General features: G+C 37.3%; 14 protein-coding genes. 11 read left to right on the plus strand and 3 right to left on the minus strand.

The window, feature by feature from the left end:
* Nucleotides 1–236 precede the first annotated feature (236 nt).
* Complete coding sequence (locus V7127_RS02040; RefSeq protein ID WP_335353350.1) at nt 237–428, plus strand: hypothetical protein; 192 nt, start codon at nt 237–239, stop codon at nt 426–428.
* A 42-nt stretch (nt 429–470) separates the two neighbouring features.
* On the opposite strand, the gene V7127_RS02045 is transcribed toward V7127_RS02040, so the two are convergent.
* From V7127_RS02045 to V7127_RS02055, 3 genes are all read right to left on the minus strand, one after another.
* Entirely contained in the window at nt 471–1,034 is a 564-nt protein-coding gene (locus V7127_RS02045) for a tryptophan transporter (RefSeq protein WP_335344155.1), read from the minus strand.
* Nucleotides 1,035–1,163: 129 nt separating this feature from the next.
* On the minus strand, nt 1,164–2,246 hold the full coding sequence (gene serC / locus V7127_RS02050; RefSeq protein ID WP_335483147.1) for a 3-phosphoserine/phosphohydroxythreonine transaminase: 1,083 nt from the start codon (nt 2,244–2,246) through the stop codon (nt 1,164–1,166).
* Between the two features lie 206 nt (nt 2,247–2,452).
* A complete protein-coding gene (locus V7127_RS02055; RefSeq protein WP_335483149.1) occupies nt 2,453–2,881 on the minus strand; it encodes an HIT family protein in 429 nt (142 codons plus the stop codon).
* A gap of 614 nt (nt 2,882–3,495) precedes the next feature.
* On the opposite strand from V7127_RS02055, the gene V7127_RS02060 reads away from it, so the two are divergent.
* From V7127_RS02060 to codA, 10 genes are all read left to right on the plus strand, one after another.
* Nucleotides 3,496–4,236, plus strand: coding sequence for an ABC transporter ATP-binding protein (locus V7127_RS02060; protein ID WP_335483417.1), 741 nt, complete (start codon nt 3,496–3,498; stop codon nt 4,234–4,236).
* Complete coding sequence (locus V7127_RS02065) at nt 4,229–5,440, plus strand: ABC transporter permease (RefSeq protein WP_335483151.1); 1,212 nt, start codon at nt 4,229–4,231, stop codon at nt 5,438–5,440. Before V7127_RS02060 ends, V7127_RS02065 begins: the two co-directional genes overlap by 8 nt.
* Nucleotides 5,441–5,506: 66 nt before the next feature.
* On the plus strand, nt 5,507–6,232 hold the full coding sequence (locus V7127_RS02070) for an EcsC family protein (protein ID WP_335353351.1): 726 nt from the start codon (nt 5,507–5,509) through the stop codon (nt 6,230–6,232).
* 166 nt (nt 6,233–6,398) lie between these two features.
* On the plus strand, nt 6,399–7,109 hold the full coding sequence (locus V7127_RS02075) for a FadR/GntR family transcriptional regulator (RefSeq protein WP_335483153.1): 711 nt from the start codon (nt 6,399–6,401) through the stop codon (nt 7,107–7,109).
* A 157-nt stretch (nt 7,110–7,266) separates the two neighbouring features.
* Nucleotides 7,267–8,730 (plus strand): aldehyde dehydrogenase, encoded by a 1,464-nt coding sequence (gene aldA / locus V7127_RS02080; protein WP_335483155.1) that lies wholly within the window; start codon nt 7,267–7,269, stop codon nt 8,728–8,730.
* A 91-nt stretch (nt 8,731–8,821) separates the two neighbouring features.
* Nucleotides 8,822–9,247 (plus strand): cupin domain-containing protein, encoded by a 426-nt coding sequence (locus V7127_RS02085; protein WP_335353352.1) that lies wholly within the window; start codon nt 8,822–8,824, stop codon nt 9,245–9,247.
* A gap of 63 nt (nt 9,248–9,310) precedes the next feature.
* Nucleotides 9,311–10,141 (plus strand): creatininase family protein, encoded by an 831-nt coding sequence (locus V7127_RS02090; RefSeq protein ID WP_335483157.1) that lies wholly within the window; start codon nt 9,311–9,313, stop codon nt 10,139–10,141.
* 70 nt (nt 10,142–10,211) lie between these two features.
* Nucleotides 10,212–11,555, plus strand: a complete 1,344-nt coding sequence (locus tag V7127_RS02095; RefSeq protein WP_335483159.1) for an FAD-binding oxidoreductase — start codon at nt 10,212–10,214, stop codon at nt 11,553–11,555.
* Nucleotides 11,556–11,621: 66 nt separating this feature from the next.
* Nucleotides 11,622–12,881: an amidohydrolase family protein gene (locus V7127_RS02100; protein WP_335483161.1), complete on the plus strand. Its 1,260-nt coding sequence runs from the start codon at nt 11,622–11,624 to the stop codon at nt 12,879–12,881.
* Nucleotides 12,882–12,914: 33 nt separating this feature from the next.
* The gene (gene codA / locus V7127_RS02105) at nt 12,915–14,171 is read left to right on the plus strand and encodes a cytosine deaminase (RefSeq protein ID WP_335483163.1); all 1,257 of its coding nucleotides are present in this window, start codon (nt 12,915–12,917) and stop codon (nt 14,169–14,171) included.
* Nucleotides 14,172–14,218 lie beyond the last annotated feature (47 nt).

Consider the following 14,218-nt stretch of genomic DNA (forward strand, 5'->3'; position numbering starts at 1 on the left):
GGTAGAGCTCACCTTTCCGGGAGGCTCGTCTTGTGCTTGTCGGGGGTGAACACAAAGGAAAGCTTCTGCGAATATTCATCGCAGGAACAATTGTTCTTTGATTGTTCCGAAGGCGCTTCCGCTTTTCTTAGTATGGATCAATCCTTTCTTCCTTTTACATACGAGCAAGGATTCAAGCATAAAGATAAAGAAAGAGACTACATGCAAGTTGCAAGAAAGAGGGGAGGGGGGTCCGTATGTCAGGGATAACAACAGGATTTTTTACAATTGGGGCCGTTCTGATCGCCGGTGGCGTTTATTTCATGTTAGCAATGAGAAAGCCAGGTTTTTACCCGCCTAAATATATATTGAGAAAAAGAGCAGCTGCCTTAGGAGCCGGGGGGATTGTTTTATTATTAATAGGTGCTTTTATGTATAGCTTGCAATAAAGTAAAAACCCGCTTAATGAAGCGGGTTTTTGTTTCACGTTATTAATCAATAAGCTTACGATCTGCGCCATTATTTTGTGTAATAACGACTGTTGAATCATTTAGTTTTGTTCTTTTCACAATTGAAAGCGCCACTGGATAAAGGACAACCATTACGATCGTATTAACTGCAGCTGCTGGCAAAACAACTGCTGCGAATAAAGCAGTGAATGGTCCAGGCAGACCGACAATGAATAAAGCTGACGATAAAAATACAATCCCAGATACAATCGTACACACCGCTGTAAGAATGGCTGCACTAACAATGGACTTTTGGAATTTCTTTAAAGCTAAGAATAATCCTAAGAATACAAATGCAGTAATCGGTTTATCAATGATATTTGGAATTAGGCCACCAGGGAATGTAGTTGTTAAACCAGCTATAATTCCTGTTACTATACTAAGAAGCAACACACTCTTTTTATTTGGAAAAAGAATAATTCCAATAAACATCATCGTTAACATCATATCTGGCTTCATTCCAAAAAAGAATCCCGGAACAACTGCATGCAATACTGTTCCCATCCCAACTAAGAGGGCTAGGGCTACAAGATTTTTCGTATTCATTTCTCATCTTCTCCTCTGCTATACTAAGCTATTAATATTTATCCCTTCTGCAGTGCACTCGTTGCCTGCAGCAAGAAACTTGCACTAATTATAACATACATTGCTTTATATTAAAGAGTAATTTTTCAGTTAATAATTATTTTTAAATGCTTTCATAAACTTTGCAAGCTGTTCAACTTGTTCAACCGGAATCGCGTTATAAATTGATGCACGGCAGCCTCCAACAGAACGATGTCCGTTCAAGCCAATGAAGCCAGCTTCCTTAGCTTGCTGAAGGAAACCTTTCGATGTTTCCTCATCTTTTAGATTAAAGGTAACATTCATCTTGGATCTGCTTGCTTTCTCAGCGTGTCCAATATAGAAGCCTTCACTTTCGTCCATACAATCGTATAGAATTTTCGCCTTCTCTTCATTTCTCTTTTCGATGACTGGCAAACCGCCTTCTTGCTCGACCCACTCAAGAACAAGCTTTAATAAATAGATTGCTAATGTTGGTGGCGTGTTGTAGAGGGAATTGTTTTTTGCAAAAGTATTGTAGTTTAGCATAGTTGGCAGTGAACGATTTGAATTGGATAGGAGCTTCTTATTCATAATCACAACGGTAACCCCGGATGGTCCCATGTTCTTCTGTGCCCCAGCATATATAAGATCGAAATCTTCAATATTTATTCCTTTACTTAAAATATCACTGGACATATCAGTAATTAAAGGAACCTCTTTATTGGATGGAAATTGATTCCACTGAGTGCCATAAATCGTATTATTGCTTGTAATATGAAGATAAGCTGCTTCCTTTGAAAGCTCAATATCATTAACATTAGGAATAAAACGATAATTTTCTTTCTCACTTGAGGCAGCAACATAGGTTTGCCCAATTTTTTCGGCTTCCTGTAATGCTTTTTCAGCAAAAACACCAGTTAAAGCATAATTTCCTACCTTTCCTTCTGTAATCAGATTCATCGGAACCATTGAAAATTGAAGACTTGCTCCACCTTGAAGGAACAGAACCTCATAGCTGTCTGGGATCGATAGGATACTTCGTAGTAAATCCTGTGCTTTTTGATGAATCGCTTCATATTCTTTGCTTCTGTGACTTAATTCCATAACAGCCATACCGCTGCCGTTATAATTAAGCCAATTCTTCTCAGCTTCTTGTAATACTGATAACGGCAGAGCAGCTGGTCCCGCATTAAAATTTAGTGCTCTTTTCATATTAGCCCCTCCAAAAATAGTATAAGCTTCGCCTTAACGCTGTAATAAGATAAAAAGATAATCCTATGGTAACAAAAATAAATCATTTGTACAGGAGGAATTGGAACTTTCCGAAAAAAATATAAAAATGTGACAGTTGAAAAAATAAATAGAGCCTTCCAAAATGTTGGAAGAGGCCCTATAAGTTCGTTGATAATTATACTCTATTATTTCGACTCGATTCTGCTATTAATTCCTTTAGCTATTTTCTGTAAATCCTCTGAAGTATATTCAGAATTATGCGTTTTCCATACCGCGCCAAAGCCATCCCCTTTGCCATAACGAGGGATTAGGTGCATATGGAAATGGAACACTTCCTGTCCAGCGTCCTTGCCGTTATTTTGCAAAATATTCATGCCTAAAGGCTCGCAATCTTCTTTAATTGCGTTTGCAATTTGCGGAACTGCTTCAAAAAGAGTTCTCGCTGTTTCAGCATTCATATCAAAAATATTTTCATTATGTATTTTTGGTATCACTAAAGTATGTCCTTTTGTCACCTGGCTAATATCAAGAAAGGCTAATACATGCTCATTTTCAAACACCTTTGCTGAGGGAATTTCTCCATTCACAATTTTGCAGAAAATACAATTGCTCACACAAAACACTCCTTCTCCCATGTTCATTCATATTTTACCTATAATACCATAATTAATAAACGTATAAAAGGCAGGATCCGCTAGGGAATCCCGCCTTCGTGAAGGGGATTGCTTCTATAAATACGTTTCTAATTCAGGTCATTCCCTTTGATAAACACCTCATTTATTTTTGAATGATTGTGTTTACTTCTAGAGAGATGCGATCATTGTTCAAGCTGACCATCCCCAATTCTTTATAAGTTTTTACTAAAACGTATAAAGCAGGATATTGTCTTTAACAAACACCTCATTTTTTAAGTGTTGTGTTGTTATTCGCTTGGATCTTCTTGGTTAATTAGAACATTGCCCAATGTAACCATCCCCTTATTTTTAAAACGTTGGAAGCTTAGCTTATATTGAAATGTTCATTGTCTGCGACAGACACCTCATTTCAAAATTTGATAATTCTTTACGTTATCAAATAGCTTGTTTCCCCTTCATAGATTAGAATACCCGCTGTAGATTTTCATATACATGTTTCAGAAAGATTTTTTCATAAAATGGATAAGCAAATTGGACAATTGGCTCGAGTGTTTTTTACAATGGTTGTAGTAAATAGGGAAGGACGTTTTAGCATGGCTCTTTTGCAAATTGAAAATGTGACGGGCGGATATACAAAAAATCCCGTATTAAAGGAAATATCTTTTGAGGTAAATGAAAAAGAACTCGTTGGGTTAATTGGTTTAAATGGTGCCGGAAAGAGTACAACAATCAAGCATGTCATAGGGTTAATGGAGCCGCATAGCGGAACAATCACAATAAATGGAAACAGGTTTCATCAAGATAAGGAAGCCTACCGGAAGCAATTTACCTTTGTGCCAGAAACACCCATATTATACGATGAATTGACTTTAGAAGAACATTTGAAAATAACAGCCATGGCCTATGGGCTAAAAATGGAGGATTATAAGGAAAGGGCGGACAAGCTTTTAAAGGAATTCCGCATGGAAAAAAGGCTTAAGTGGTTTCCTGCTCATTTTTCAAAAGGGATGAAACAAAAGGTAATGATCATGTGCGCCTTTTTAGTTCAGCCGGACCTTTATATTGTGGATGAGCCATTTGTCGGGCTTGATCCGCTTGGAATTCAATCCCTTCTTGATTTAATGAATAAAATGAAAGAAAACGGCGCGGGGATTCTAATGTCAACTCACATTCTGGCAACTGCGGAAAGATATTGTGACCGTTTTGTCATTTTACATGAGGGAAAGATCCGGGCAAAAGGAACATTAAGTGAACTAAGGGAGCAATTTTCTATGCAGGATGCTACATTAGATGATATTTATATTCAGCTGACAAAGGAAGAAAATTATGTTTGATGAGAAGAAGTTGTGGAGAGAGCGATTCAATCAAAGAATGAAGGAGCTTTCTCGTTATTCCCGATATATATTTAATGGTCATATAGTAATTGTACTGCTTTTTTTAATTGGAACAGCAGCATATTTTTACCAGGAGTGGTTAAAAACGGTCCCTGAGCAATTTCCGGCGGCGGCCATAATGGCTGTTGTGATTGGATTACTGTTAACCTACAGTCCAATCAGTACTATTCTATCTGAAGCAGACAAAATATTTCTGCTGCCATTGGAAAGCAAGCTTTCACGCTATTTTTTCCGCTCAATTATAGTGAGCTTTGCTGTACACGCATACCTTATTTTTCTTGGACTTGGTGTTTTTATACCAATGTACGCAAGGGTGAATGACGGGGACTTTAATAAGTTTATGCCTTTTTTATTCGTGATTCTCATAATAAAAGCGTTGAATGTCATTGTCCGCTGGAAGGTCCTGTATTTTGTTGAAACAAAAGTTCATGTCATTGACTCGCTTGTAAGATATGCGATAAATGCTGTTTTCCTTTTCTTTCTCTTTTCGAATGCCAGAATTATTTTTCTGATTCCTGTGGTGTTGTTATTAATGGGTTTACTATTCTTTTATCACAGAAATACAATGGATAAAGGCTTGAAATGGGAGTATTTAATTGAGATGGAAGAGAGAAGAATGACTTCCTTCTATCGGCTAGCCAATTTATTTACCGATGTTCCGAAGTTAAGGGACCGTGTGAAAAGGCGTAAATGGCTTGATTGGGTGTTCAGCAGGATATCCTTTGGACAACAGGATACTTTTAGCCATCTATATGTAAGAACCTTTCTGCGGGCAGGTGATTACTTTGGATTATTTATCCGATTAACTCTTATTTGTATTGGTGTTCTTTATTTTATTTCCTTTGGACTAGGTCAGACAATCGTTGCGCTGCTTTTTATTTATTTAACAGGGTTTCAGTTAATTCCTCTTTGGAACCACCATCAAAATAAACTTTGGATCAAGCTTTATCCAATCAAAGAGGAGTTGAAAGAAAAAGCCTTTAAGCGGCTGCTCTCAATGGTTTTATATTTACAATCCCTTTTTTTAGCCATAGCGATTTTATTAAAAGGCGAGGGGATGGTAGCCTTCATTACTCTAATAGCTGGATTAGGCTTTGCCTACTTTTTTACAAATGTATATATAACGAAAAGACTGAAATCATGAATATGAATGAAACTATTCATTCCCGTTACCGTATTTATTAGTAAGAAAAAAAAGGATGGGTAGCATATGAATGAGTATGAGTTGCAAGCATATAAAGAGATTGAAGAGTGGAAACATAAATTATTTAAAAAATCCGGGATGTTAAATCGCCTGTCAAAAAAAGCACAAACAAAAGTGAATAGTCTGATCCCAGAAAAGGCTCATCAAATTCTAACTGACAGTATAAAGAATATGGTAAAGGCAACACTTGTCGGTTCAAATTTAACAACGCGAAAAAAACAAACAGCTTGCCATTCGCTAGAGGAAATGGATAAAAAGCTTACTGAAAAATTCTCCTCCTATAAAAAAACAGCTATCGTTGAGGGAGCTGGAACTGGAGCAGGCGGAATTCTGCTCGGATTGGCTGACTTCCCGCTGCTTTTAACAATAAAAATGAAATTTCTCTTTGAAGCGGCAGCTATTTACGGTTTTGATACAAATGAATATGAAGAACGGTTATTTATTCTTCATGTGTTCAAGCTGGCTTTTTCAAGCAGTGAAAAGAGAAGAGAAACCTGGCAGATTGTTGAGGAATGGGATGTGAGAAAGTCTCAAGTTTTGGAAATGGACTGGAGAGAATTTCAGCAAGAGTATCGTGATTATATCGATTTTGTCAAAATGCTTCAGTTGGTTCCGGGCATTGGGGCCGCTGTAGGCGCATTTGCAAACAATAATTTAATGGAACAGCTCGGAGAGACAGCGAAAAATGCATATCGGATGCGAGTATTGAAAACAGTCCCAAAGCCAGAGTGAAAAGTACCCTAGAGGACAGGCACAAAAATGTCTATTCTATAGGGTGCTTTTTTGTATATAAATTTATTTCACTTAAAAATGCAAAAAATTAACAAAACTATATGAATTAATATTATAATAGTAAAAAGGTTCTAATGTCTGATGTTCAGATTAATGGAGGGGTTGTATGCTAGAGGGAAAAATTAATCAATTGAAGAAAACAACACTATCTCAAGATATTGTCCAGCAATTGATGGAGTTAATAATAAATGGGACAATTTCTTCTGGTGAAAAGTTGCCATCCGAAAAAGAGTTAATGGAGTTATTTGGTGTAGGAAGAAGTACGCTTAGAGAGGCAACACGTGCCCTTGCTGCTCTAGAATTGATTGAAGTCAGAGTTCCTGAAGGGACATTTGTTACAGAGTCATTTGGAGGGTTCTTTACTAAACATCTCGCACTTATGTCTAAGATTAGTTTTGACAATATTACTGAACTCATTGAAGCAAGAGTAAAATTTGAGACAGATTTAGCAGAAATGGCTGCTGAAAAGTCTACCGCTACTGATCATGAAAGGTTAGATAACATCCTTCATTCTATGAGTAACGCCAGCAATAATGAGGAATTTTTGAAGACAGACTTGGAATTCCACACGGCAATTGCTGAAATAGCAAGAAATTCTTTTATGCTGCAAGTAATGAATATTTTACGTGATATAACAAAGGAATGGATGTTTAAAGTAATCGAATCCTCAGCCATTCAGGAGAAAGCTATAAACCATCATATGAAAATAGCTCAAGCAATAAAGGATAACAATCAAGAAGAAGCTGGAAATGCGATGTTAGAGCATCTAACAATCGTAAGTAATTTATTATTAGAATATCATAACAAAAAACAATAAGTTTATTAGGATGACTCTTTATAAAAAGTAGAGTTATCCTTTTTTAAATATATTCAGAATATTTTAAAAAGACATTGACATAAAAAGAGTGATTATTTATAATTCTCTTAAGGTTAGATGGTCTGATGTTAAGATAATAATGCTAAGGAGGGTGCATATGTCTACGACTAAAAGTGTAAAGGTGTATCAAATGTATATTGATGGGGAATTTATTGAATCCAGTTCAAATGAAACTTCAATTGTCATTAATCCCGCAACAGAAGAAATCATTTCAGAGGTTCCAAAAGGAACAGTGGCTGATGCAAGGCGTGCTGTTGATGCGGCAGCACGTGCTCAGAAGGAGTGGGCAAAACTCCCTCCAATTGAGAGGGCAAATTATTTAAGAGCTATTTCAAAAGGAATCCGTGAGAATGCCGGCCATATAGCAAGAGTCATTTCTGAAGAAATGGGAAAAACTCTAGCTTTAGCTGAGGTTGAGGTAAATTTTACAGCAGATTATATTGACTATTCAGCGGAATGGGCTAGACGTTATGAAGGAGAAATTATTCAGAGTGATCGTCCAAACGAAAATATTTTATTATTTAAGCAGCCAATTGGTGTCGTTGCGGGAATACTTCCTTGGAACTTTCCGTTTTTCTTAATTGCACGTAAAGCAGCGCCTGCTTTGATCACTGGAAATACAATTGTGCTTAAGCCTAGTGCTGAATCCCCGAACAATGCGCTTGAATTCGCCAAGATTGTTGAAATGGCGGGCTTGCCAAAAGGTGTAATCAACTTTGTTACCGGAAGTGGAAGTGTGATCGGGAAAGATCTTGCATCCAATCCAAAAGTTGGTTTAGTTAGCTTAACAGGCAGCTATCATGCAGGTGCTGAAGTTATGCGTGCAGCAGCAGAAAATATTACAAAGGTATCACTAGAGTTAGGTGGGAAAGCACCAGCAATCGTCATGGCGGATGCAGATCTAGATCTGGCTGTAAAATCCATTGTTGCTTCCCGTGTTATTAACTCTGGACAGGTATGTAACTGTTGTGAGCGAGTTTATGTTCATGAGGATATAGCAGAAGAGTTCTATGAAAAAATTGGAGAGGCTATGAAACAAACAAAATTTGGCGATCCTCTTGTTCATTTTGATATTGATATGGGTCCACTAATCAATAAGAGTTCACTAGAAGCTGTTGAGAAGCATGTGGAAGAAGCGATTGCTTCAGGAGCAAAGCTATTAACAGGTGGCAAGAGAACAGGGGAAGTTGGCTATTGCTTTGAACCAACTGTCCTGATTAATACAAACAATAATATGAGAATTATGAAAGATGAGATTTTTGGTCCAGTATTACCGATTGCAACCTTTAAAGACCTAGATGAAGCGATTGATTTGGCTAATGACTGTGAATATGGTTTGACATCTTCTATTTACACCCAAAACATAGATGTTGCCATGCGTGCATGTAATGAGTTGAAGTTCGGTGAAACCTATATCAATAGAGAGAACTTTGAGGCTATTCAAGGTTTCCATGCAGGCTGGAGAAAATCTGGAATTGGTGGAGCAGATGGCAAGCATGGTTTAGAAGAGTATCTACAGACACATGTTGTCTATCTTCAATATAATCAAAACAAAAAATAGTAATCATTCAAAATTTAACGGGGAAAGTTAAGATTTATCTGCTTTCCTCTAAATATTTTTATAAAATTTATCAAAATTAAAAGGAGTGGAAATGTTGAACGAGACATTATATCAGCCGGTCATAACAAAATATAAAGAAATAGAACCTTTTGAAATGGATGAAGGCGTACAATTTCACGACATGATGATGAAAGAAATGGGCCCAAAAACCATTATTGTTGGATTGGCAACGTTTGAACCAGGTAAAGGGTTGCCATGTCATATCCATAATGTGGAAGAGTCTGTAACTATTTTAAAAGGAAATGCCTTTTGTGATGTAGAAGGAGTTCGAACCGCATTAGAGCCTTATGATACTTCCTTTATTCCTGCTAAAATTCCTCACCGATTTGTCAACGCCAGCGAATCTGAAGAGTTAATCATATTATGGGCTTACTCTCAAATTGATGATTCTCTTAAACAAGTAGATGTAGAAAGAATTATCGTCGAAACGGACCTTTGCATGCTTCCTAAAAAATAAAGAAGAAATTCTAATTGTTTGTAGAATTTATATAGAGAATAAAAATTAAGGGAGGCTCTCAAGTTGACTAGAAGGTATTCCGGAAAAGTCTGGGATGATCGATTTTTGCCCAGACTTTCATCTACACAAATTGAAAATTTGCCTAAAAAAGATTCATTGGTCATCCTGCCTATTGGGGCAGTTGAACAGCACGGTCCTCATCTTCCAGTATTCACTGATACCTTACTTGCGGAAACAGTATTAGAAGAATCATTTAAGTATGTTCCTTCTGATTCTAATATTTGGGTTTTACCTCCTCTTCCTTACGGGAAAAGCAATGAGCACCTTGGTCGGGCAGGAACCTTTTCTCTATCTTCGACTACTCTGCAGTCGGTGATTATGGATATAGGCAGAAGTTTAAAACAAAGTGGTTTTAGGCGTTTATTATTGTTTAATGCCCATGGAGGAAACAATGACCTCTTAAATCTGATCGCAAGAGAGGTACGGCTAGAAACGAACTTAATGGTTTTTCGAATCAATGTAGGAGGTTTAACTTTAGATGAAAACCTCTTAAGCGAAACAGAAAGATTATTAGGTATTCATGGAGGGGATTATGAAACTTCCTTGATTATGGCGTCCTATCCAGAATGGGTGAGAGAGGATGAGCTGCCTGTTGAATATCCAGAATTATTGCAAAAGTCAAATTTCCTTCGCTTCCAAAAATCCAATTTTGCGTGGACGATTGACGATGTATCTTCTTCAGGCATTTTAGGAAATGCAAAAACAGCCTCACCGGAAAAGGGTAGAAGAATTTATGAACAACACGGAAAACATTTGGCAGAAATGCTTTTAGAAATGATGAATTTTGAGATTGATAGCTTAATGGATAAAGAATCTATTGAAATAAAGAGATAATTCTATTTTTCTAGCCCATGAAAAACATTATTAGACTTGTAACTCTCATTAACCGAAAGGATGAATAAAAGTGAATGGTATTCATAAAAAGTTAAGTTCTCTTCTTGGGGAAGAAAATGTGATTGTAGATTTGCCATCACGTAAACAATTATCGAAGGATTTTTATTGGTATTCCCCAGTTCTAACCGATATGTTGGATGATAAAATCGCAGACTACATCGTAAAACCAGGCAATGAAGAAGAGATTAAAAGTGTTTTAATTCTAGCTGTACAAAATAAAATTCCTGTAACCATTCGAGGAGCAGGAACGGGAAATTACGGTCAAATTATTCCAATGAATGGCGGCATCCTTATTGATACGACAAGAATGAATAAGATTATTCAGATCGAAGAAGGCTCCGTACGGGTTGAGCCAGGAATTAAATTAGGATTAGTAGAAAAAGAGTTACGAGAAGTAAATCAGGAATTTTGTATTTATCCAACTACTTACATAAAGGCTACGGCAGGTGGCTTTGTAAGTGGCGGATCTGGAGGAATCGGTTCTATTACGTGGGGGAATTTATGGGATGGAAATGTATTAGAGTTAAGAGTCCTAACTATGGAGGAGACTCCTCGTTTTTTAACCGTTAAAGGCGAGGATATGATGAATTATATTCATAGCTACGGTACAACTGGAGTCATAACCGAAATTGTGTTTAGAACGACAAAGCGAGTTGAATGGACGCAGTGTATTGCCTCTTTTTCTGATCTAGAAAACTCTTTAATTTTTTCGGAAAAGATTGCAAAGGATTCTCAAATTAAGAAACGTTCCATTTCAACATGTGAATGGCCAATCCCATCCTATTTCCAGCCTCTTCAAAAGGTAATAGAACCGGATAAACATATCGTCATATTAGAGGTTGAAGAGAAGTCGTTTGAGCTTGTGAAGTCATTAGTATCTGAACATAACGGTACAGTTACTTATGAAATCCCATCTTCTAAATACCAAAAGGGAATCAGATTATCAGATTTCACATGGAATCATACAACCTTGTGGGCTCTAAATGCAAATGAAAAAATGACCTATTTACAAGGGAGTTTTTCTCTAGACTCGTATCTTGAGCAAATAAAATTAATTAAAGAGAAGTATAAGGACGAATTTTATAACCATTTTGATTGGATGAGAAGTAAAGGAGAGCTTATCCCTCAACAAATTCCTCTTGTTCGATACAAGACGAAAGAACATTTATATGAAATGATCTCATTCTGTGAGTCAATCGGTGTTAAGATTTATGATCCACATACAAACTTACTTGAAAAAGGCGGGTGGGAGGCATACATTGATTCAGTTGTGCAGAAGAAAAATGAAAATGATCCGCACGGATTATTGAACCCCGGAAAAATTGGTGTTGTGAATGATTTAGTAAAAGGCTAGTTTCTAGAATGTTTCGATGCATGATAAAAAGGGATTGTCCTTATTAATAATTTTTTGGAGGATAATATGAAAGCAAGAACAGTCATACACAATGCACGAATTCTAGGGTCATCAGGTCTTAAAGATTTAACGATTGAAAATGGGAGATTTACTTCCGTAACAGATGCAGATGAGCATCTTACTAAAAGCCCTCAACTTCTTATCGTAGATGTAGAAGGAAGGGTAGTGCTGCCAGGTTTTGTGGATGTGCATATGCATTTAGATAAGGCACTCACTTGGCCTGCAATACCAAACCATTCTGGCACACTGTCAGAAGCCATTTGGCGGTTTGAAGATGCCCAAAATCAAATGGATGTCAACTCCATAACAGAGCGAATGACCGCAACAATATTAAAAGCAATACAGCATGGGACGACAGCTATTCGTACCCATCTCAACTATAGTACATCCTCGTATTTACATCAGGTTGTTGAAGCCTTTCAAAAGGTCCAATCTTATTTTTCTGATTACATTACGCTAGAAGCTGTTTTAATGTGTCCTTTTGATATCACGAAAGAGGTGGAAAAGGATATTCGCTGGGCTGTCAATAATGGGATAAATCTGTTAGGTGGAGCACCGCATTTGTCTGAAAATCCACAGCTCAACTTAGCAAAGATTTTTGAATTAGCTGTATCATTAGACGTTAATATCGATCTTCACATTGATGAGTCGGATGATCCAACAGTTAAATCATTAGAGGATGTCTGTCAGTGGACCATTCAAACTGACTATCAGGGAAGAGTTGTTGCGGGGCATTGTACATCCTTATCGGCCATGAGTGAATCGGAAGCACATGAACTAATGTCACTTGTTAAAAAGGCTCAGATAGGTATTGTAACTCTGCCCTCGTCTAATCTGTTTCTGATGGGAAGAGAAGATAAAGGGCTCATTCGCCGCGGATTAACTCGAGTTAAGCAAATGCTGGAATTGGATATCCCTGTGGCAGTAGCATCTGATAATATTCAAGACCCGTTTCATCCATATGGGAAAGCAGACTTGCTGCAAATAGCCCTTTTAGCAAGCTACGGAGCTCAGTTAACAACGGAGGAAGAAATGGAGAAGCTGATTGAAATGATCACTTCCGTTCCGGCCGAGCTTATGAAGCTTCAAGGATATGGAATTGGAGCTGGGAACTGGGCAGATTTTATTATTCTAGACATTACGGATAAGAAAATGATTTTATCAGAACTTCCAACATCGCGTGAAACTTGGAGGAGAGGGCAGCCTATTTGTCGTATTTCGGAATCCATTACATGGTCGAATAAACTAAAGCCTGTATTGTCGTAATTTGCCTTTTTAAAAAAAGAAGGGTGTGGCGCCATGTATGATCTAATTGTTAGAAATCTTAAATTCCCTTCAGATAATAGCCTAAAAGATATTGGCATTGAAGATGGAAAGATAAAAGAAATTGGAAATATTTTAGAAAAAGGGAAAAAGGAAATTGATGCAATTGGGGATCTTGTATTAGCTCCATTTGTAGAATCCCACATTCATTTAGATACAGTATTAACCGCTGGAACTCCGAGGTGGAATGAAAGTGGTACATTATTTGAAGGGATTCAAATATGGGGAGAACGTAAAAAAAGTTTAACTATTGATGATGTCAAAACGAGAGCGATAGAGGTATTACGCAACCAGCTTTCATACGGAATATTACATGTCCGATCACATGTTGATATTTCTGACTCTAATCTTACAGCTTTACGCGCTCTCCTAGAAATTAAAGAACAAGTTTCACCCTATATAAATTTGCAAATTGTTGCTTTTCCACAAGACGGCATCCAATCAAATCAAGATAATCAAAAAAGAATTGAAGAAGCTCTTGTTTTAGGGGCTGATGCGGTTGGAGCTATTCCCCATAATGAATATACAAGGGAAAGTGGAATTGAATCACTGGAAATTTGTTTTTCACTTGCCGAAAAGTATAACCGAATGGTGAATGTGTTCTGCGATGAAACAGACGATGGGCATTCAAGGTTTTTGGAAGTCGTTGCCATGCTGGCATTGAAAACGGGTCTGAAGCAAAAGGTGACCGCAAGCCATGCGAACGCCATGGCTTATTATCCAGATCCCTATATGGCAAGACTGATTGGCTTGCTGAAGGAATCCGAAATGAATATAGTATCATGCCCACTTGTTAGCTCCGTCATGCAAGGACGTTATGACTCATGGCCAAAAGGGCGAGGAATTACAAGAATAAAGGAATTATGGCATGCTGGCATAAATGTCAGTATTGGACATGACGATATTATGACTCCATTCTATCCTTTTGGAACGGGCAGTATGTTGCAGGCAGCACATATGGCTATCCATTTAGCACAAATGACAGGAAGACAGGAAGTGGAAGAAATAATCAACATGGTAACTTTGCGAGGTGCAAAGACATTACAGATTGAGTCTCAATATGGAATAGAAGTTGGCAAGCCAGCAAGCTTTGTCACATTACCTGCAGAAAACTCATTTGATTTAATTCGTCATCAGCCAATATGTCGTTTTGTGATTAGTCATGGGAAAGTTATTTCAGAAAATAAATATCATCAGCCTGAACTGAACATTGATGGAATTTTGCAGAAATAATTAATGGGTATGTAATGTATTCAAAAGGAGAAAGTTATTTTGAATAA

It is taken from the genome of Bacillus sp. JJ1773 (assembly GCF_036962035.1).
GTDB lineage: Bacteria > Bacillota > Bacilli > Bacillales > Cytobacillaceae > Cytobacillus.